Below are 19,469 nucleotides of genomic sequence, written 5' to 3'. Positions count from 1 at the left end.
GCGTCAGAACACCTTTTCGCCGCCCTCCCTGACGGAGGATCCGCCGATGCCGGCCGCGGCATCCGCCTTCTCTGCGGCGCGCTTGTCGAGGGCGCGGCCCACCACCTTGGCGATGCCGATCATGATCGTGTCGAGGATGTAGTCCTTCGGCGTGTAGACCGCCGTGACGCCCATGTTCTTGAGGACGAGTTCGTCGTCCGGCGAGATGATCCCGCCGACGACGAGGGGGACGTGGTCGAGGCCCGCCTCCCGCATCTTCGCCTTTACGTCGCGCACCAGCGGTACGTGACTGCCGGACAGGATCGACAGTCCGACCACGTGGGCGCCGGTCTCCTTGGCTTTCGCCACGATCTCGGCCGGGGTCTGGCGGATGCCGTCATAGGTCACGTCGAATCCGACGTCGCGGGCGCGGAGCGCGATCTGCTCGGCGCCATTCGAATGGCCGTCGAGACCGGGCTTGCCGACGACGAGCTTGGGCGTCTCGCCCAGGCGCTCCCCGAGATCGGCGATGAGGAGCTTGGCGTCCTCGGCCGCACCCGAGGAGATCGTCTCGAGGCTGACGCCGGTGGGGGCTCGGTATTCACCGAAGACCTGGCGCAGGCGCGTGCCCCATTCGCCGGTTGTGACGCCGGCCTTCGCCGCCGCGATCGAGACCGGCATGATGTTGGCGCCCGAGCGCGCGGCGGCTTCGAGTTCGTCGAGGGCCTTCTCCACGGCCTTGCCGTCGCGCTTGGCCCGCCAGTCGCGGATGCGCTGCTCGGCTTCCATCTCCACCGTCTCGGAGACCGTGAAGATGGCGCCCTCCCCGGCAGTGAGCGGCGAGGGCTCGCCGGCCTGGAACTTGTTGACGCCGACGACGACCTGATCGCCCGCCTCGATGGCCGAGATGCGCTTGGCGTTGGATTCCACGAGGGCGCGCTTCAGCGCCCCGGTCTCGACCGCCGCCACCGCGCCGCCGATGCCGCCGATCTCTTCGAGGGCCTTGCGGGTCTCCGCCTTCAGAGCTTCGACCTTCGCGTCGATGACCTTCGAACCGTCGAAGATGTCCTCGTACTCGAGGAGGTCGGTCTCGAAGGCGAGGATCTGCTGCATCCGCATGGACCATTGCTGGTCCCAGGGGCGCGGCAGGCCCAGAGCCTCGTTCCAGGCCGGCAACTGCACCGCACGGGCGCGGGCGCGTTTCGACAGGGTGACGGCCAGCATCTCGATCAGGATGCGGTGGACGTTGTTCTCGGGCTGCTGTTCCGTCAGTCCGAGCGAGTTCACCTGGACGCCGTAGCGGAAGATGCGCTTCTTCGGATCGGTGATGCCGTAGCGCTCCTGGGCGATCTCGTCCCAAAGCTCCGAGAACGCCCGCATCTTGCAGATCTCGGTGACGAACCGCATGCCGGCATTCACGAAGAAGGAGATGCGGCTGAACACGTCGGCGAAGCTCGCCTCGTCGAAATCGGGGTCGTCGCGCACCGTGTCGAGCACCGCGATGGCGATGGCCAGCGCGTAGGAGAGCTCCTGCACCGGCGTCGCCCCGGCCTCCTGCAGGTGGTAGGAACACACGTTCATCGGGTTCCACTTCGGCACTTCCTTGGTCGTGAACAGGATCACGTCCTTGGTCAGGCGAAGGGATGGAGCCGGCGGGAACACGTAGGTGCCGCGCGACAGGTATTCCTTGATGATGTCGTTCTGCGTCGTGCCCTGGAGGCCGCTGAGCGGCGCGCCCTGCTCCTCGGCGACCGCGAGGTAAAGCGACAACAGCCACGGTGCCGTGGCGTTGATCGTCATCGAGGTGTTCATCTGCTGCAGCGGAATCTGATCGAACAGCGTCCGCATGTCGCCGAGATGAGCGATCGAGACGCCGACCTTGCCGACCTCGCCGCGTGCCAATTCGTGGTCGGGATCGTAGCCGGTCTGCGTCGGCAGATCGAAGGCCACCGACAGTCCGGTCTGCCCTTTGGCCAGATTGCCCCGATAGAGTTCGTTCGATTCCTTGGCGTTGGAATGGCCGGCATACGTCCGGATGATCCATGGCTTGTCGCGCTTGACCTCGGCGACGGTCGCACTCGCGCTCATTCCACTGACTCCACTCGATTCCAAGGCTGCGCGATCTCACGCTTATTGTGCGGCACCCTAACCAAGCCTCGGCCATACGTCATCTGGCCGATGGTCCAACTTGGCGGTCGACGGCCCAGAATGCTTCGAAAAATTCTAGACGACAGGATCAAGCGAATTGAAGAGCGCTTTGTCCGGCAACTGAGGTGAACTTCCTGTAAATCCTTGACCTCGATGCGGAATATCGAAAACGAGCCGTTCTGCATCAAAGACTTTATTATGAATACATCAATAGGCGACGGGTCAGCGCACGCACTCGAGGACGCAGCACCCGATCCTGGCCTTTTAGGGGGCCTTGGAGCAGTCCAGGTTCGTGGATATAGGGTCGCACAGAAAGAATAATGGGAGAGCCAAGATGTCGGCGAGTGCTGCCTTGAATACGACCGAGGGCAAGGACCTCTACGAGCTGGGTGAAATTCCGCCCCTCGGCCATGTTCCGGCGAAGATGTATGCCTGGGCGATCCGGCGCGAGCGCCATGGCCCGCCGGAGGAGTCGATGCAGGTCGAGGTGGTGCCGACCTGGGAGATCGGCGACGACGAAGTCCTGGTCTACGTCATGGCGGCCGGCATCAACTACAATGGTGTCTGGGCCGGACTCGGCGAGCCGATCTCTCCCTTCGACGTGCACAAGGCCGACTACCACATCGCCGGTTCGGATGCCTCGGGCATCGTCTGGGCCGTGGGCGCCAAGGTGAAGCGCTGGAAGGTCGGCGACGAAGTCATCGTGCATTGTAACCGCGACGACGGCGACGACGAGGAGTGTAACGGCGGTGACCCGATGTTCTCGCCTTCACAGCGGATCTGGGGCTACGAGACGCCCGACGGCTCGTTCGCGCAGTTCTGCAGGGTCCAGTCGCGCCAGCTGATGAAGCGGCCGCAGCACCTCACCTGGGAAGAAGGTGCCTGCTACACACTGACCCTCGCCACCGCCTACCGGATGCTGTTCGGCCACGCTCCGCACACGGTGAAGCCGGGCCAGAACGTGCTGATCTGGGGCGCCTCGGGCGGTCTCGGCGTGTTCGGCGTCCAGCTCTGCGCCGCCTCCGGTGCGAACGCCATCGCGGTCATCTCGGACGAGTCGAAGCGCGACTACGTGATGAGCCTTGGCGCCAAGGGCGTCATCAACCGCAAGGACTTCGATTGCTGGGGCCAGCTGCCCAAGGTGAACTCGCCGGAATTCCACGCCTGGACCAAGGAAGCGCGCAAGTTCGGCAAAGCGATCTGGGACATCACCGGCAAGGGCAACGATGTCGACATCGTCTTCGAGCATCCCGGTGAGGCGACCTTCCCGGTCTCCGCGCTCGTCGTGAAGCGTGGCGGCATGGTGGTGTTCTGCGCCGGTACCACCGGCTTCAACATCACCTTCGATGCCCGTTACGTGTGGATGCGCCAGAAGCGTATTCAGGGTTCGCACTTCGCGCATCTGAAGCAGGCTTCGGCCGCCAACCAGTTCGTACTGGACCAGCGCATCGACCCCTGCATGAGCGAGGTGTTCCCGTGGGATAAGATCCCCCAGGCGCACACGAAGATGTGGAAGAACCAGCACCCGCCCGGCAACATGGCCTGTCTCGTCAACGCTCCCCGCGCTGGGCTCCGCACGCTGGAAGACGTGATCGAGGCCGGCCCGAAGCGCTGAAATCGAGGATGGTGCTCAGCGCTTGCCGCCGCCCTCGGCCGGCAGGTGCTGGGCATAGGCCTCGCGTTCTTCGCGCTCCTTGATGAGATCGGCATAGGCCTGGCGCATTTCCGGTGACACGGAAACGCTCCGGGCCTTTTCCTTTTTGCGCTTGGGCGCCTTCTTGAACTGATTGCTCGTCTCGTTCATCGCGTCGCCCCGGTTGTCCGTCGACGATAAGCATAGCCAAGTTGCGTGACGGCTACGAGATGGCACCGCCTGCTTTCGAGATGCCAAGGCGACTGGTAAGGAGAGGAAACAGGATTATCCGGTGATTGCCCTTCCTTTCCCGAGCGCGGGAGAGGCGCGGGCGACGGGCCGGTTCACGAACGGCGAAGCATCATGGAAAAGTTCACCACCCTCACCGGCGTTGCCGCGCCGATGCGCATCACCAATGTCGATACCGACCGGATCATCCCGAAGCAGTATCTCAAGACGATCAAGCGCACCGGGCTCGGCAAGGGCCTGTTCTCCGAGATGCGCTACAACGACGATGGCTCCGAGAACCCGGATTTCGTCCTCAACCAGCCGGCTTACCGTAATGCCAAAGTGCTGGTGGCCGGCGACAATTTCGGCTGCGGCTCTTCGCGGGAGCACGCGCCGTGGGCGCTCGCCGATTTCGGTATCCGCTGCATAATCTCCACGAGCTTCGCCGATATCTTCTTCAACAACTGCGCCAAGAACGGCATCCTTGCCATCATCGTTTCGCCGGAGGATCTGGAGAAGCTGTTCGACGATGCCGAGCGCGGCTCCAACGCCACCCTGACGATCGATCTCGAGAGCCAGACCATCAAGGGGCCTGATGGCGGCACGCTGCATTTCGACATCGATGCCGGGCGCAAAGAAAGCCTGCTCAACGGGCTCGACGAGATCGGCCTGACCCTCAAGCGCGCGCCGAAGATCGACGCCTACGAGGAGAAGCTCGCCGCGCGCGGATTTGCCTGAGCGCCGACATCATCACGGTTCGTTTACCATGCGCGCCGCTTAAAGGTCGGGAAACGCCGAAAACCGCCGGGAGACCGCCCATGACGTCGCGCGCGAAGCTGACCGCCCTCCTCTGCCTCGCGAGTGCGGCAGCGTCCGTTCCTGCCAAGGCCGACTTCCGCTCCTGCCTCGCCTCCCTCCAGGGCGAGGCGGCGGCGCAAGGGATTTCGGCCCAGACGTTCCGCGCGGCGACCGACGGGATCGCCTTCGACGACAAGGTCATCGAACTCTCCCAGGCGCAGCCCGAATTCAAGACGCCGATCTGGGACTACATGGCCGCCCTCGTCGACGAGGAGCGGGTGGACGACGGTAAAGCGGCGATGAAGCAGCATGGCCAGGCCCTCGCCAATGCCGAGGCACGCTACGGCGTCGACCGCTACACCATCGCCGCCGTCTGGGGGGTCGAATCGAATTTCGGCAAGAACCTCGGTAAGATGCCGCTGGTTCAGTCCTTCGCCACCCTGATCTGCTCGAATCACCGCCGCGCCGCGTTCTTCAAGGGCGAGTTGATGGCCACGCTCAAGATCATCGAGCGGGGCGACATCGACCCGTCTCGCTTGACGGGCTCGTGGGCCGGCGCCTTCGGCCAGACCCAGTTCATGCCCACCACCTACCAGCGCCTCGCCGTCGACGGCGACGGCGACGGGCGCCGTGATCTCGTTGATTCGGTGCCCGACGCGGTGGCCTCCACCGCCAACTTCCTGCGCGTGGCCAAATGGTCGAACGGTCAGCCCTGGGGCTACGAGGTTCGGGTGCCGAAGGGTTTCAATGCCGGGGCCGCCGGGCGCAAGAACAAGCACGCCGTGGCGCATTGGGCCTCCATGGGTGTCACCCGGATCGACGGACGCCCGCTCTCCGGCGACGGCCCCGCTGGCATCCTGCTCCCGGCCGGTATCAACGGTCCGGCCTTCCTGGTGACCCGGAATTTCGACGCGCTCTATTCCTACAACGCCGCCGAATCCTACGGTCTGGCCATCGCGGTGCTGTCCGACCGCCTGCGCGGCCGCTCCGGTGTCCAGGCGGAATGGCCCACCGATGATCCGCCCCTGTCGCGCGCCGAGCGCCGCGATCTTCAGACCAGATTGGCGGCCCAGGGCTACGATGTCGGCGAGCCGGACGGTAAAGTCGGCGCAAAGACCCGCGACGCGATCAAGGCCATCGAGCGTAAGCTCGGCATGCCGCAGACCGGGCGACCGGGTGGAAAGGTGCTCGAGGCCCTGCGTCGGGGATAGTGGTGTGAAGGGGTCGGCACGTCTTCATTCGATCAGCCGACCCGACCTCCAATCCGCCCTTTCCGGGACGCTGATGAAGCTGACCCATCCTCCGAGGCGGCGCCGGTCGCTGCCACGGGCTATGACGGCCGGGGCTCCGGCCTGAGGGAATGGTTCCGAAGATATCCTCTCATCACTTGGACCCAAGCGGCCTGGTCGCTTTTGTAAGATGATGCAGATATCTATCGATACTTATCGAGATCTATTTCGAAGTGAATCTCTGTTTATTTTGCTATGTTCCGCTATCTTGCTGATGGTCTTCTTCATATTGCCTTGGCGAGACCACGTTCGGATCGCGTCAGGAGGTTAATCCGCGCCTTCGAACACGATGTCAGGCCTTTCCTCTCGGCCCGTGTGACGCCGCACCTTGTTCACAGACTGGGCTGATTGGCGCAGGATTAGGCATTGTTGGCCGTCCGTTGACCCTTATGTTGCTGAAACATGCACTAAGGAAAATCATGCTGTATAAAAATGTAGCAATTGCTGCCGTGCTCATTCTCGCGACGGCTTCCTCGGCGGCGGTTGCCCAGATGGCGGGGAAGCGCGGCGTTCAACAGCGTCACCAAGATATCGATGCGACCCATGCGATCGACCAGCGCTACGAGCCGTCGCGGATGTTGAGCCCTGCGCCGAAGCAGGAAATGAAAATGATCCCCTTCCCCCGTGGTGGTCGGATGGAGATGATCCTCGTGCCGGCCAATCCGTCCTCATAGATGTTGCAGTCGAGGATGGGGGGCGAGCATGTCTCGGGATGCGAGACTGCTTTGGATGGATGCCGGTGCGGCGCCCATCCGCCAACGAAAAAGGCCGGGCAATGCCCGGCCTTTCGCAATTCTAACGAGGCTCGCCGTACAGCTTATTCGGCTGCGGTCTTGGCAGCGGACTTTGCGGCCTTCTCGGCCTTGCGGGCGTCCTTGTTGGCCTTCGAGGCATCGGCCTTGGCGGCCTTCTCGGCCGGGCGGTCGGCGCGCTCGACGATACGGGCCGACTTACCGCGACGGTCGCGCAGGTAGTACAGCTTGGCGCGACGCACCTTACCGCGGCGCACGACGGCGATCGAATCGATCATCGGCGAGTAGACCGGGAAGACGCGCTCGACGCCCTCGCCGTAGGAAATCTTGCGGACGGTGAAGCTCTCGTTGAGGCCGCCACCGGAGCGCGCGATGCATACGCCTTCATAGGCCTGCACGCGGGTACGCTCGCCTTCCTTCACCTTCACGTTCACGGTCACCGTGTCGCCGGGCTGGAAGTCGGGAATGGTCTTGCCGAGCGCAGCAATCTGCTCCTGCTCGAGCTGCTGGATGATGTTCATGGTCAAGTTCCTGCCGGTGCGCGCCCGCGATCCCAGGAGGGGAATGCGTGCGTCAGGATTTCGGCATCCTGTTTTGAGTTGCCGCGGGCCATACAGGAAGCATCGGCGCTTGTCGACATCCCCGTCGAAGAACACGAACGGGCCTGTCCACCGCCCGGTGCGTGCAGGTTGAGAAAATCCCGCATACGGTCCACATGGATAGGTAAGCGCGGGGCGTTCCTCGCGCCCTTCCCGGCCGGCCTTGAACCGGCGCAGCGGACGAGGATACGACACAGCCATGTTCATCCAGACCGAAGCCACTCCTAATCCCGCCACCCTGAAGTTTCTGCCGGGGCGCGTGGTACTTCCCGAATCGACCTTCGAGGCTCGGGATGCCGAAGCCGCTGCTCGCTCGCCGCTGGCCCAGCGCCTCTTCGACGTACCCGGCGTCGCCGGCGTTTATTTCGGCCACGACTTCATCTCCGTGACCAAGATCGAGAACGAGCACGGCTGGCCGCAGGTGAAGCCGGCGATCCTCGGTGCGATCATGGAGCATTTCCAGTCGGGCGCCCCGGTCCTGGCAGAGGGCGTCGTTCTCGGTAGCGACGATGCCGAGGAATTCTACGATGCGGCGGATCACGACACCGTCGTCACCATCAAGGACCTGCTCGAGACCCGGGTGCGCCCTGCGGTTGCCAGCGATGGCGGCGACATCACGTTCCGTGGCTTCAAGGAGGGCGTGGTCTATCTCGAAATGAAGGGTGCCTGTTCCGGCTGCCCTTCCTCCACCGCCACGCTCCGGCATGGGGTGCAGAACCTGTTCAAGCACTTCCTTCCCGAAGTGCGCGAGGTCCAGGCGGTCTGATTGCCGTCGCAAGCGCGCAACACCCTGCGTCCTTCGTTGCTCCCGAGGGCCGTCCCGCACTGACGGGGCGGCCTTTTTCATCGTAAACTCGTGCGCCCGACGGGCATCCCGATCTGGAGTGACGTTGCGTATCCTGGCTATCGACACGGCGCTGGACGCCTGCTCCGTCTGCATTGCGACGGATCTCTCCGACGATCTCCTCGCCGAAGAATCTATGACCTTGGCCCGTGGCCATGCCGAAGCGTTGCTCCCCATGCTGGAACGCGTGATGGCGCGTGTCGAAGGCGGGTTCGAGAGTCTCGACCGGGTCGCGGTCACCGTCGGTCCAGGGAGCTATACGGGCCTTCGCGTCGGCTTGTCGGCCGCTCGCGCCGTCGGCCTCGCGACACAGGTCCCGGTGGTCGGCGTCACGACATTGTCCGCGCTCCTGGCGCCCTTGCTCGCCACTAACGGCCAGGGCCTGATCGCCGCGGCGATCGATGCCCGGCACGGCTCGGTGTATTTTCAGGCCATGAACATGGCGGAAGGCATCGTCGTTCCCCCGAGCCTCCTGCGGATCGAGGAAGCGGCCGATCACGTCGGGCGTAGCCCCGTCACCCTGGTCGGTTCCGGCGCGCCGGCACTGAGCAGCCTGCTGAGATCCCGTGGCGTTGCGGCATCTATCAGTGATGCCGGCCCGCCGCAGATTGCCTGGATCGCCTCTCTCGGCATGCTGGCCGACCCTGCCCAAGCCATGGCGCGTCCGCTCTACCTGCGTGGACCGGACGCCACTCCCCAGGATCACGCGAGGCTGGCCCGTCGATGATTCGTCCCGTCTCTCCGCTTTGGGCTCTCGATTGGTGGCTGGCCTGGTGGGACGCCTGGGGCGGCGAGCCCTACGTGACGCCTCTGCGCGATTCTTCCTCCGCCTCCATCCTTGCCCGCCTGCACGCCACCTCCTTCGCGCGGCCCTGGGATGCCCATGAATTCGAGCGGATGCTGTGCGAGCGCTCCACCGAGGCTCACGCGCTCTGGCGCGCCGGCACGATCCAGGGCTTCATTCTTTCGCGCCGCGTCGCCGACGAAGCCGAGATCCTCACCGTCGTCCTGGCACCTGCCGCACGGGGCGGTGGCCTGAGCCACAAGCTCGTACGTGAGCATCTCGGGCATCTCGCGCTGAACGGCGTGCGCCATGTCCATCTCGAAGTGGACGAGGGCAATGCCGCCGCACTGAAGCTCTACGCCAGGCACGGCTTCCAGCGGGTCGGCGAGCGCACGGGGTATTACACCCGCGCCGATGGCACTCGCGCCACCGCCTTCACCATGACGGCGACCCTGTCGTGATCCGCGCTTCTTGATCGACGTCGGACGATGACGCGTCTCGGCACCGCCCTTCGGCTTCTCGTCTGCGTCCTGGCCTTCGGGGTGCTGGTCGGTCCGCATCTCCTCAGCCTGAGATTCGGGCGCGGACGGATCGCTGCCCATGCGCCGACCTACTTCCACCGGATCTTCCTGGCGCTGTTCTCCGTGAGAGTGACCCAGAGCGGCACGCCCCCTGCCCTGGGGGAGCCGGCCCTCGTTCTGTCCAACCACATCTCCTGGCTCGATATCCTCGTCCTCGGATCCTTGCGGCCGCTCTCCTTCGTGGCGAAATCGGAGATTTCCGGGTGGCCCGTCGTGGGAACCCTGGCCCGGCTCCAGCGCACCGTCTTCATCGACAGAGCGCGCCGTGCCGCGACAGCCAGCGTCAACGCCACGGTGGCGAGCCGGTTGACCGATGGCGATCTCATCGTTCTCTTCGCCGAAGGTACGACGGGTGACGGGACACGTCTGCTGCCGTTCCGCTCGTCCCTCGTGGGAGCCGCCCGCGCCGCCATCGATTCCGAGGGCGGCACCCGCGACCGTGTCCGGCTCCAGCCGCTCGCCCTCACCTATCCGCGCCGCAACGGCCTGCCCGTGATCCGGTCCGAGCGGCCGGGCATCGCTTGGTACGGTGACATGGAGCTGGCCCCGCATCTTGCGGTCTTCCTTCGGGAGGGGCCGATCGACGTTCATGTCGTCTGGGGCGATCCCATCGCCTTCGAGGCCGGCACCGACCGCAAGCGCGCCACCGCCATGGCCGAAGCCTCGGTGCGCAGGGCGATGCAGGCATCCGTAACGGGCCGGTGGGAGGGCGTGGCGGTGGCACTGCCCGTCGCGGAGCCCCTCATCGCAACGCTCCCCTCCTCGAATGTCGCCGCCTGAACCCCTTCGGCCGTGTTCGTAATGTCGCAAGGAAGCGACGGGCCGGGTGAAACGTGCTAGCACCGCCGGCAGCAGGGGGCGTCCAAGCGACGCCCGAGGTCTATCCGGTGCTGGAACGGTCGCGTTGAAGAAAGCCTACGTCAAATCCTACGGCTGTCAGATGAATGCCTACGATGCGGGTCGCATGTCCGACCTGCTCGGTAGCCAGGGCTATGCCGCCACGGAAAGCGTCGAGGAGGCGGATGTCGTCATCCTCAATACCTGCCACATTCGCGAGAAGGCCGCCGACAAGGTCTATTCCGAACTCGGCCGACTGCGCGTTCTGAAATCGGCTCGTGCCGAGGCTGGGCTGGACACACGGATCGTGGTCGCGGGCTGCGTCGCACAGGCTGAAGGCAAGGAGATCCTGGCGCGTTCACCCGCCGTCGATGTGGTCGTGGGCCCGCAGAACTATCATCGTCTGCCCGATCTTCTGGCTCGTTCCGGCTCGGCGCGCGTCGTCGACACGGAGTTTCCCGTCGAGGACAAGTTCGACCACCTGCCCATCAGGCGGACGGCTGCGGTCTCGTCGTTCCTGACCGTGCAGGAAGGCTGCGACAAGTTCTGCGCCTTCTGCGTCGTCCCCTATACGCGCGGGGCCGAGGTCTCGCGCTCGGTGGAGGCGATCCTGGATGAGGCGCAGAAACTCGTTCGGGGCGGTGCTCGCGAGATCACGCTGATCGGGCAGAACGTCAACGCCTATCATGGGGTCGGCGCCGATGGCGCATCGGTGACGCTTCCCACGGTGATGCGCGCGCTCGAAGCGATACCGGGCCTCCTGCGCCTGCGCTACACCACGAGCCACCCCAACGACATGGCTGACGATCTGATCCGGGCGCATGGGGAAATCGCCGCGCTGATGCCTTACTTGCACCTGCCGGTTCAGTCGGGCTCCACCCGCGTGCTGCAGGCGATGAACCGCAAGCATACGGGCGATGCCTATCGCAGGCTCATCGAGCGCGTGCGCCGGGTGCGGCCGGATATCGCCCTGTCCTCCGATTTCATCGTCGGGTTCCCCGGCGAGACCGATGTGGAGTTCGAGGAGACGATGCGCCTCGTTTCCGAGATCGGCTTCGCGTCGGCCTATTCGTTCAAGTACAGCCCACGCCCCGGTACGCCGGCCGCCGAGCGCGAGGACGCCGTGCCCGAGGCCGTGAAGTCCGAGCGCCTCGCAGCACTCCAGGCCTTGCTCGATGACCAGCGCCACGCCTTCAACGCGTCCGCCGTGGGCCATGTCGTCGAGGTGCTGGTGGAGAAGGCCGGACGTCATCCGGGGCAGGTCGCCGGCAAGACACCGCATCTCCTGCCCGTCCAATTCGACGCTCCGGCCGCCACCATCGGCACGGTCGTGCCCGTGCGCGTGATCCGCGCCGGCTCGAACAGCCTGTTCGGCGAAGCCGTTACCGACGAGGCGGCGGCCGCTTGACGAGGCTCATGCCACGCTACCGCACCTCCATCCCGGGAGACGGGATGGCCGCGTCATGCCGTCCCGACTCCATTCGTGACGCTCAGCGATACTCACAGCAAGGAGCCTCTGCGTGCCGGCATCTGACGGTCTGAGTGGACGGGGAGCGCCCCTTCGTGGGCGTGGTCCGGCGGCGCGAGTGGGAGAGATCGTGGAGACGGTAGACGTCTCCCTGACCTTCGATGACAACCGGCTCGCCAGCCTCGTTTTCGGCCAGTACGACCAGAACGTCGCCCATATCGAACGGCGTCTGGCCGTCACCGCCACGGCTCTGGGCAACCACCTCGTGGTGAAGGGACCGCCGGATGCCGCCGAGAAGGCGCGCAAGGTGTTCGAACGGCTCTATGCGCGTGTGAAGGCCAGCGGCACCGCCCTGACCCTCGGCGATGTCGACGGCGCGATCCAGGAGACGACGCTTCAGGGCAACCTCTTCCCCTCCGCGGAGGTGAGCGCCGAGCCGGATCGCCCGCATTTCGACCAGATCGCCACGCGCAAGCGCGGCGCCGTGCGGGCCAGGAACGCGGCCCAGGACACCTATATCAAGCTTCTTCGCAACCATGAGCTCGTCTTCGCCGAAGGCCCCGCCGGCACCGGGAAGACCTGGCTCGCGGTGGGCTACGCGGTGTCCCTGCTGGAACAAGGCCATGTGGAGCGCCTGATCCTCTCACGGCCCGCCGTCGAGGCCGGCGAGCGTCTCGGCTTCCTGCCCGGCGACATGCGCGAGAAAGTCGATCCCTACCTGCGTCCGATCTACGACGCGCTCTACGATTTCATGGAGGCGCGGCACGTGGACCGCAGCCTGCAGACCGGCGTCATCGAGATCGCGCCGCTGGCGTTCATGCGCGGGCGGACCCTGACCAACGCCGTGGTCCTGCTCGACGAGGCGCAAAACACCACCTCGATGCAGATGAAGATGTTTCTCACCCGTCTCGGCGAGAACTCGCGGATGATCATCACCGGAGACCCGAGTCAGGTCGATCTCCCGCCCGGCCAGAAATCCGGGCTCGTCGAGGCCGTGAACATACTCGATGGTGTCGAGGGGATCGGCCGGGTGACCTTCCGGGACGTCGACGTGGTGCGCCATGACCTCGTTCGCCGCATCGTCACCGCCTACGAGACGGCTGCCCATGGCGAGGGCGATGCGGACCGCTCGCCCATGTCCCGTCGCAGGCCGCTTTCGTGATGCCGGGGTCTGAGATCGAATCCGAGATCGACGTCGCCGTGGAGGACCACCGTTGGGAGACCGTGGTGCCGGACCTCGAGGCTTTCGTCATCCGGGCGGTAGAGGCGGGACTTGCCATCGCGCCCGATACGCCGGCCCATCCGATCGAGGTGAGCGTGCTGCTGACCACGGATGAGGTGGTCCAGGACCTCAACCGGACCTGGCGTGGCAAAGACAAGCCCACCAATGTCCTGTCTTTTCCCGCTTCGCCGCAACCCGCCCATGCGGGTGTCGCGGTGCCGCTCGGCGATGTCGTTCTTGCGTATGACACGATGCTGCGCGAGAGTGCCGAGCAGGGAAAACCGCTTCAAGACCACCTCGCGCATCTTCTGATCCATGGCACGCTTCATCTTCTCGGCCAGGACCACGAGACCGGCGACGCGGACGCGACCGCCATGGAGGCCTTGGAGACCGAAGCCTTGCACGGCCTCGGCATCGCCGACCCCTATGCCGAGTGAGGGGCGATTCCGCCCGCAATTCCAGATCAGAGAGACATGACGAACGATCGAAGTCGCGGCGCGGCTCAGGCTGCGCCCAGTAGCGGTGACGGTGAGGCTCAGGCGCGCGAGCCCTGGTACGACCGTCTGCTGCACGCCTTCCATCTCCGGCCGCGCGATTCGTTGCGCGACGATATCGAGGATGCGCTGGCCGAACCCGATTCGGGTGAGAACCTGTTCTCCCCCCTCGAACGGGCCATGCTCAAGAACGTCCTCGGGCTGCACAAGGTGCGCGTGGACGACGTGATGATCCCGCGCGCCGACATCGTCGCCGTCTCCATGGAGACGAGTCTCGGCGATCTGTTGAAGCTGTTCCGCACCGCCGGCCATTCGCGCCTGCCGGTTTACGGCGAGACGCTCGACGATCCGCGCGGCATGGTCCACATCCGCGACTTCGTCGATCACATCGCCGCCAAGGCTGAAGCGACCACCCGCCGACCGAGCGCCGCGATCGCCACTGCACTTCCCGATACGGCGGGCGATGTCGCAGCCGTGGTACCTCCGCGCCCGCGCCGTGGCACTCGTGCCCTGAAGGCACTCAACCTCGGCAATGTCGATCTTTCGGCGACCCTGGCCTCGACCCGGATCCAGCGCCCGGTCCTGTTCGTGCCACCATCCATGCCGGCCATCGATCTGTTGGTACGGATGCAGGCGACGCGCACGCATATGGCCCTCGTCATCGACGAATATGGCGGGACCGACGGGCTCATCTCCATCGAAGACCTCATCGAGATGGTGGTCGGTGATATCGAGGATGAGCACGATGTGGCCGAAGGCCACCTGGTTCAGCGCGTCGAGGGCGATGCCGACATGTTCATCGCCGATGCCCGCGCCGGACTCGCCGAGGTATCCGAGGTGAGCGGCGTCGATCTCGTCGCCGCGGTGGGCGAGATGGCCGAGGAGATCGACACGATCGGCGGCCTCATCGTCACGCTCGCCGGACGCGTTCCCTCGCGCGGCGAACTCATCACCGGGCCGGGCGACCTCGAATTCGAGGTGCTCGATGCCGACCCGCGCCGGGTGAAACGGCTGCGGCTGCATCGCGGGCCGATGAAGATCGCCCCGCTCATACCCCTGGCCCTTCCGCCGCCGAGCAGCAGTCCGATCGCCGAAGCTTCCTAGCGCCTGACTGTGCGCTGCGGACCTCGCGCCAGGCTTTCGTCTCACATCAGCTTTTCACAGGACGTGGCGGACACGCCTCGGGCTGATGCTCCAGCCGGGATGACCCGAAGATGAGCTACGCCTTCGACGGTGCCGGGTCGCGCCCTGCGCCCGTGCACGGAAGCGCGACGGGGCCGCTCGCTCACCTCGCGCAATGGATCATGCTCACCTCCGGCTGGCGTCGCCTGCTCGTGTCGATCGCCGCCGGCGCCGTCGGCGCATTGGCGATGCCGCCTTTCGGTGCCCTGCCCGCCCTCGTCGTTTCGCTGAGCATCGCCGTCTGGTTGATCGACGGGGCGGCAACGGGGCGGCGGGGAAACCGCGGTGCAGTCCTCGCCTGCGCGGTCATCGGCTGGGCCTGGGGCTTCGGCTACCTCACCGCCGGTCTGTGGTGGCTCGGCTGCGCGTTCCTGGTGGAGGCGGACGAATTCTTATGGGCGTTGCCCCTCGGTGTGATCGGCCTGCCCGCGGTGCTCGCGCTGTTCTACGCCGCGGGTTTCGCGCTGGCGCGCGTGCTCTGGTCACAGGGTCCCGCACGTATCGCCGCTCTCGCGGTCGGCATCTCTGTCTGTGAGTGGCTACGCGGCCACCTCTTTACCGGGTTTCCTTGGAACACCCTCGGCATGGCGCTCGGCCAGAACCTTTGGCTGATGCAATCCGCCTCGGTGATCGGGCTCTACGGCCTCACGCTTCTCGCTGTCCTGATCGCAGCCGCGCCCGCGACCCTCGCCACGGGTACAACGGCACGAGGGCGTTACGCACCGGCCCTGGCGGCCTCTGCCGGACTCGCCGCGATGGCGCTGTTCGGGATCGTTCGTCTGCCGCCGACCGCCACGGCGACGGTAGAAGGGGTACGTCTGCGGCTGGTGCAGCCGAACCTCAACCAGGACGCGAAGTTCCGCCCGGAAAATCGGGCCGACATCATCGACTGGTACATCGGTCTCAGTGATCGTGCCGCCGCGCCAGACCGTACCGGCATTGCTGACGTCACCCACGTGATCTGGCCCGAATCGGCGTTCCCCTTCCTGATCCAGCGCGATCCGGACTCGCTCGCACGCATCGCCGCCGCTTTCCCCCCGGGGCGGCAGCTCATCACCGGCGCGGCCCGCGCCGAGGAGCCGTTGCCGAATGAGCGCCCGCGTTTCTTCAATTCGATCCTGACGATCTCGTCCGGTCCGAAGCTCGGCGACATCTACGACAAGGTCCACCTCGTGCCGTTCGGCGAGTATCTGCCGGGGCCACTCGACGCAGCGTTGAGGGCGATGGGTCTACGCCAGTTCGTGTCGATTCCCGGCGGATTCACGCCCGGCGCCCGGTCCGGCCAGCGTCTGCTCGACATCGCGGGACTTCCCCCCGTTGTCGCGACGATCTGCTACGAGGCGATCTTTCCCGGCGAAATCCTGCCCGGACACGCGCCCGACGGGTCGTCTCCCGTTCCGGGGCTGATCCTTAACGTCACCAACGATGCCTGGTTCGGCGATACGCCCGGGCCGCGCCAGCACTTCGCCCAGGCTCGGCTGCGGGCCGTGGAGGAGGGATTGCCGATGGTGCGCGACGCCAATACCGGCATCTCGGCGGTGGTCGACCCGTATGGACGCATTACTGCCAGCCTGCCCGTGGGGGTAGAAGGCATCCTCGATGCGGATCTCCCCGTTCGGTTGCCCGGCCGCACAGTCTACGCCGTCCTGCGTGACCTGCCCTTCGCCGGGATGCTTGCCGGCCTCGGCCTCATCGCCCTCCTGGTAAGGCGCCGCATCGCGTGACCGATCCCACCTTGCGGAACGCCCGCCCGGTCCTCGTCGGGCTCGGGATGATGCTGGTCGCGTTCAACATGCGCCCCGCCCTCACCTCCCTCGGTCCCCTACTGGACGCCATCCGCGCCGAGACTGGCCTGACCGCTTCGGGGGCGGCGTTCCTGACGACCCTGCCGGTCCTCTGCCTCGGCCTCGCCTGCGTGCTCGGCCCCGTCATGGTCCGGCGGACGGGGGCGGAGCGTGGTGTGCTGGTCGCGATCCTGGTCATCGCCCTCGGCTCGGCCCTGCGCGGGCTCGGAGGGCTCCCTCCCCTTTTCGCCGGGGCCTGTATCGCGGCCGTCGGGATCGGCCTTGCCGGCGTCCTGTTGCCCGGATTGGTGAAGCGAGACTTCTCCGGGCAGGCCGGTTTGATGACCGGACTCTACACGATGGTCCTCTGCCTCGGCGCGGCGACGGGCGCCGGATCGGCGGTGCCCGTCGCCGATGCCTTCGGAGGCTGGACGCGTGCGATGGCGGCCTGGGCCGTACCGGCCGTGGCGGCGGCCATAGCCTGGATCGTCTTCGTCCCCCATCGCGAGAAGGGGCCGCCGCCCGCCCGCCGCCGCCCGCTCTGGCGCGATTCCCTCGCCTGGCAGGTCACCGGGTTCATGGGCCTGCAATCGTCCCTCGCCTACATCACTTTCGGCTGGCTCCCGGTCGTGCTGCAGAGCCGTGGCCTATCGGCGGTGGAGGCCGGATTCGTCACCTCCATCATGAGCATCGGACAGGCGCCGAGTGCCCTCCTCGTGCCGGCTTTCGCCGCGCGGCTGCGGGACCAGCGCGGTATCGCGATCGCCCTTCTCATCCTGTCGGCGGCGAGTTTCCTCGCCCTCGTCGATGGACCGGTCGCACTCGTACTCCCGTTCAGCATCGGGCTCGGTCTCGGAATCGGCGGTTTGTTCGGACTCGCCCTCACCATCGTGGTGCTGCGCGCCCGCGATGCGGTCGGCGCGGCCGACCTCTCGGCGATGTCCCAGGCGGTGGGCTATTCCATCGCCGCCCTCGGCCCGCTGGGATTCGGCCTGGCGCACGACCTGTTCGGGGGCTGGCGCGTCTCGGCCGGTCTGTTCTGTGCCATCGCCCTGGCGTCCGGAATCTTCGCCCTCGGCGCGGGCCGCGACCGGAAGGTCGGCGCGCCTCCCGCCGCGGAATGACCGCATAAAAAATCCCCGCGATCACGAGGATCGCGGGGAGGTCATGGTTCAGTCCGAACGACCGGAACTTATTCGGCGGCGACGCGATGCGCCTGGCTGCCATCCGTGTAGGTCTCGGCCTGGAGGCGCTTGCCCGGAGCCGCGCGGCCCGGCAGCGGCGGCAGGGCCTTGGCCTTCTCCAGATCGATGCCGGCACCTTCGGCGACGCGACGGCCGTAATCCTCGTCGGCATGCCAGAAGTGCCAGACCATCCGCAGTTGGATGGCTTCCGGGCACTGCTTCATGTCGCCGACGAGATTGGCGATCAGGTCGTCACGCTCCCAATCCTGGAACGAACGGTAGCGGACGCCGGCCTGGGTGTAGTCGTCCTCGGTGCGCGAGGTCTGGTAGCGGCCGAGCTGGCCCTGGACCGGCTGGTGGTAGTCCTTGGCGGGCTTCGGAGCCTCGCGCAGGCCCTCGGCCAGCGTCGAAGGCTCGTAGTTGATGTGCCGGTTCGGACCGGTGCCGTCGACCGAGTAGGTCATCTGGCCATCACGCTGGTTCGAATAGACCTTCACGCCGGGCTGCGGCGCATTGATCGGCAGCTGCAGGTAATTGGCGCCGACGCGGTAACGCTGCGTGTCCGAGTAGGACAGCGTCCGGCCCTGGAGCATCTTGTCGTCCGAGAAGTCGATGCCGTCCACGAGGACGCCGGTACCGAAGGCCGACTGCTCGACTTCTGCGAAAAAGTTGTCCGGCACGCGGTCGAGCACCATGCGACCCACGGGCAGAAGCGGGAAGTCCTCGACCGGCCACAGCTTGGTGTCGTCGAGGGGATCGAACGACAGGTGGTCGTTCGGGCCGTCCGGCATGATCTGCACGCAGAATTCCCACTCGGGGAAGTTGCCCTTCGAGATGTTGTCGTAGAGGTCACGCGTGGCGTGGCCGACATCCTTGGCCTGGATCTCGGAGGCTTGGGCCGAGGTCAGATTGCGGACGCCCTGCTTGGGCTCCCAGTGGAACTTGCAGAGCACGGCTTCGCCCTGGTCGTTGACCAGCTTGTAGGTGTTGACGCCCGAGCCCTCCATCTCGCGATAGTTGGCGGGAATGCCCCAGGGTGACTTCAAGTGAGTCACCATGTGGATGGCCTCAGGGTGCTGGGACACGAAGTCGAAGAAGCGCCACGCCTCCTGACGGTTCGTCACCGGGTCCGGCTTGAACGCGTGGATCATGTCGGGGAACTTGATCGCATCGCGGATGAAGAAGACCTTGAGGTTGTTGCCCACGAGGTCCCAGTTGCCGTCGACGGTCTTGAACTTCACCGCGAAGCCGCGCGGGTCGCGCTCGGTCTCCGGGCTCTCCTTGGCACCGGCCACGGTGGAGAAGCGCACGAACATCGGCGTCTTCACGCCGGTCTCGTTCAGGACGCGGGCGCGGGTGTACTTGGAGGCCGGCTCGTTGCCGATCTTGCCATAGGCTTCGAAATAGCCATGGGCGCCGGCGCCGCGGGCATGGACGACGCGCTCGGGAATGCGCTCGCGGTCGAAATGAGTGATCTTCTCGATGAACTGGTAGTTCTCGAGGGTCGCCGGTCCCCGCTCGCCGACCGTGCGCGTGCTCTGGTTGTCACGGACCGGATGGCCCTGGCGGGTGGTCAGTATCGGGCGTTGATCGCTCATGCGGAACTCTCTCCTAGAATGTCGGGACGATCCGGATCGGGCGTGCGGTGTCGCGTCGCCATCCT

At 65.9% G+C, this 19,469-nt stretch carries 18 protein-coding genes; 14 read left to right on the top strand and 4 right to left on the bottom strand.

What is annotated here, in order from left to right:
- Positions 1 to 3 precede the first annotated feature (3 nt).
- Positions 4 to 2,067 carry a protein meaA gene (locus AC0IXR_RS06330; protein WP_311275369.1) on the bottom strand — a complete coding sequence of 688 codons (2,064 nt, stop codon included), beginning with the start codon at positions 2,065 to 2,067 and terminating at the stop codon, positions 4 to 6.
- Between the two features lie 394 nt (positions 2,068 to 2,461).
- On the opposite strand from AC0IXR_RS06330, the gene ccrA reads away from it, so the two are divergent.
- Complete coding sequence (ccrA, locus tag AC0IXR_RS06325; protein WP_027172596.1) at positions 2,462 to 3,742, top strand: crotonyl-CoA carboxylase/reductase; 1,281 nt, start codon at positions 2,462 to 2,464, stop codon at positions 3,740 to 3,742.
- A 15-nt stretch (positions 3,743 to 3,757) separates the two neighbouring features.
- Here the strand turns inward: ccrA and AC0IXR_RS06320 are convergent, their stop codons facing one another.
- Complete coding sequence (locus AC0IXR_RS06320) at positions 3,758 to 3,931, bottom strand: hypothetical protein (protein ID WP_200919143.1); 174 nt, start codon at positions 3,929 to 3,931, stop codon at positions 3,758 to 3,760.
- Between the two features lie 192 nt (positions 3,932 to 4,123).
- On the opposite strand from AC0IXR_RS06320, the gene leuD reads away from it, so the two are divergent.
- The 3 genes from leuD to AC0IXR_RS06305 all read left to right on the top strand — a co-directional run bounded on the left by leuD (position 4,124) and on the right by AC0IXR_RS06305 (position 6,749).
- Entirely contained in the window at positions 4,124 to 4,726 is a 603-nt protein-coding gene (gene leuD / locus AC0IXR_RS06315; RefSeq protein WP_419951519.1) for a 3-isopropylmalate dehydratase small subunit, read from the top strand.
- A gap of 80 nt (positions 4,727 to 4,806) precedes the next feature.
- Entirely contained in the window at positions 4,807 to 5,997 is a 1,191-nt protein-coding gene (locus AC0IXR_RS06310) for a lytic murein transglycosylase (RefSeq protein WP_471760090.1), read from the top strand.
- A 497-nt stretch (positions 5,998 to 6,494) separates the two neighbouring features.
- Entirely contained in the window at positions 6,495 to 6,749 is a 255-nt protein-coding gene (locus AC0IXR_RS06305) for a hypothetical protein (protein ID WP_311275373.1), read from the top strand.
- A 143-nt stretch (positions 6,750 to 6,892) separates the two neighbouring features.
- Here the strand turns inward: AC0IXR_RS06305 and rplS are convergent, their stop codons facing one another.
- The gene (gene rplS / locus AC0IXR_RS06300; RefSeq protein WP_018042354.1) at positions 6,893 to 7,348 is read right to left on the bottom strand and encodes a 50S ribosomal protein L19; all 456 of its coding nucleotides are present in this window, start codon (positions 7,346 to 7,348) and stop codon (positions 6,893 to 6,895) included.
- Between the two features lie 277 nt (positions 7,349 to 7,625).
- Between rplS and AC0IXR_RS06295 the strand changes: the two genes are divergently transcribed.
- From AC0IXR_RS06295 to AC0IXR_RS06250, 10 genes are all read left to right on the top strand, one after another.
- Positions 7,626 to 8,192, top strand: coding sequence for a NifU family protein (locus AC0IXR_RS06295; RefSeq protein ID WP_056429959.1), 567 nt, complete (start codon positions 7,626 to 7,628; stop codon positions 8,190 to 8,192).
- Between the two features lie 124 nt (positions 8,193 to 8,316).
- A complete protein-coding gene (gene tsaB, locus AC0IXR_RS06290) occupies positions 8,317 to 8,997 on the top strand; it encodes a tRNA (adenosine(37)-N6)-threonylcarbamoyltransferase complex dimerization subunit type 1 TsaB (protein ID WP_207410780.1) in 681 nt (226 codons plus the stop codon).
- Positions 8,994 to 9,515 carry a GNAT family N-acetyltransferase gene (locus tag AC0IXR_RS06285; RefSeq protein WP_471760089.1) on the top strand — a complete coding sequence of 174 codons (522 nt, stop codon included), beginning with the start codon at positions 8,994 to 8,996 and terminating at the stop codon, positions 9,513 to 9,515. The genes tsaB and AC0IXR_RS06285 overlap by 4 nt, the downstream gene beginning before the upstream one ends.
- A gap of 27 nt (positions 9,516 to 9,542) precedes the next feature.
- Entirely contained in the window at positions 9,543 to 10,415 is an 873-nt protein-coding gene (locus tag AC0IXR_RS06280) for a lysophospholipid acyltransferase family protein (RefSeq protein ID WP_056453936.1), read from the top strand.
- A 124-nt stretch (positions 10,416 to 10,539) separates the two neighbouring features.
- On the top strand, positions 10,540 to 11,880 hold the full coding sequence (miaB, locus tag AC0IXR_RS06275) for a tRNA (N6-isopentenyl adenosine(37)-C2)-methylthiotransferase MiaB (RefSeq protein ID WP_056429947.1): 1,341 nt from the start codon (positions 10,540 to 10,542) through the stop codon (positions 11,878 to 11,880).
- Positions 11,881 to 11,992: 112 nt separating this feature from the next.
- Entirely contained in the window at positions 11,993 to 13,102 is a 1,110-nt protein-coding gene (locus AC0IXR_RS06270; RefSeq protein WP_207410741.1) for a PhoH family protein, read from the top strand.
- Positions 13,102 to 13,599: an rRNA maturation RNase YbeY gene (gene ybeY / locus AC0IXR_RS06265; RefSeq protein ID WP_471760088.1), complete on the top strand. Its 498-nt coding sequence runs from the start codon at positions 13,102 to 13,104 to the stop codon at positions 13,597 to 13,599. The genes AC0IXR_RS06270 and ybeY overlap by 1 nt, the downstream gene beginning before the upstream one ends.
- A 36-nt stretch (positions 13,600 to 13,635) precedes the next feature.
- On the top strand, positions 13,636 to 14,760 hold the full coding sequence (locus AC0IXR_RS06260; RefSeq protein ID WP_056429940.1) for a hemolysin family protein: 1,125 nt from the start codon (positions 13,636 to 13,638) through the stop codon (positions 14,758 to 14,760).
- Between the two features lie 110 nt (positions 14,761 to 14,870).
- Positions 14,871 to 16,562, top strand: coding sequence for an apolipoprotein N-acyltransferase (lnt, locus tag AC0IXR_RS06255; RefSeq protein ID WP_471760087.1), 1,692 nt, complete (start codon positions 14,871 to 14,873; stop codon positions 16,560 to 16,562).
- Positions 16,559 to 17,746, top strand: a complete 1,188-nt coding sequence (locus AC0IXR_RS06250; RefSeq protein WP_471760086.1) for an MFS transporter — start codon at positions 16,559 to 16,561, stop codon at positions 17,744 to 17,746. The genes lnt and AC0IXR_RS06250 overlap by 4 nt, the downstream gene beginning before the upstream one ends.
- A 68-nt stretch (positions 17,747 to 17,814) precedes the next feature.
- Here AC0IXR_RS06250 and AC0IXR_RS06245 read toward each other — a convergent pair whose 3' ends face one another.
- Positions 17,815 to 19,404: a catalase gene (locus AC0IXR_RS06245; protein WP_056429937.1), complete on the bottom strand. Its 1,590-nt coding sequence runs from the start codon at positions 19,402 to 19,404 to the stop codon at positions 17,815 to 17,817.
- Positions 19,405 to 19,469: the final 65 nt, after the last annotated feature.

It is taken from the genome of Methylobacterium sp. AC832 (assembly GCF_979256025.1).
The sequence above is the reverse complement of the archived record's forward strand: the minus strand, read 5'-3'. Positions and strand labels throughout refer to the sequence as shown.

Bases quoted from the DNA above. Each gene is read 5' to 3' on its own strand.
- AC0IXR_RS06330 (WP_311275369.1), bottom strand. From the start codon at position 2,067: ATGAGCGCGAGTGCGACCGTCGCCGAGGTCAAGCGCGACAAGCCATGG.
- ccrA (WP_027172596.1), top strand. From the start codon at position 2,462: ATGTCGGCGAGTGCTGCCTTGAATACGACCGAGGGCAAGGACCTCTAC.
- AC0IXR_RS06320 (WP_200919143.1), bottom strand. From the start codon at position 3,931: ATGAACGAGACGAGCAATCAGTTCAAGAAGGCGCCCAAGCGCAAAAAG.
- leuD (WP_419951519.1), top strand. From the start codon at position 4,124: ATGGAAAAGTTCACCACCCTCACCGGCGTTGCCGCGCCGATGCGCATC.
- AC0IXR_RS06310 (WP_471760090.1), top strand. From the start codon at position 4,807: ATGACGTCGCGCGCGAAGCTGACCGCCCTCCTCTGCCTCGCGAGTGCG.
- AC0IXR_RS06305 (WP_311275373.1), top strand. From the start codon at position 6,495: ATGCTGTATAAAAATGTAGCAATTGCTGCCGTGCTCATTCTCGCGACG.
- rplS (WP_018042354.1), bottom strand. From the start codon at position 7,348: ATGAACATCATCCAGCAGCTCGAGCAGGAGCAGATTGCTGCGCTCGGC.
- AC0IXR_RS06295 (WP_056429959.1), top strand. From the start codon at position 7,626: ATGTTCATCCAGACCGAAGCCACTCCTAATCCCGCCACCCTGAAGTTT.
- AC0IXR_RS06285 (WP_471760089.1), top strand. From the start codon at position 8,994: ATGATTCGTCCCGTCTCTCCGCTTTGGGCTCTCGATTGGTGGCTGGCC.
- AC0IXR_RS06280 (WP_056453936.1), top strand. From the start codon at position 9,543: ATGACGCGTCTCGGCACCGCCCTTCGGCTTCTCGTCTGCGTCCTGGCC.
- ybeY (WP_471760088.1), top strand. From the start codon at position 13,102: ATGCCGGGGTCTGAGATCGAATCCGAGATCGACGTCGCCGTGGAGGAC.
- AC0IXR_RS06260 (WP_056429940.1), top strand. From the start codon at position 13,636: ATGACGAACGATCGAAGTCGCGGCGCGGCTCAGGCTGCGCCCAGTAGC.
- lnt (WP_471760087.1), top strand. From the start codon at position 14,871: ATGAGCTACGCCTTCGACGGTGCCGGGTCGCGCCCTGCGCCCGTGCAC.
- AC0IXR_RS06245 (WP_056429937.1), bottom strand. From the start codon at position 19,404: ATGAGCGATCAACGCCCGATACTGACCACCCGCCAGGGCCATCCGGTC.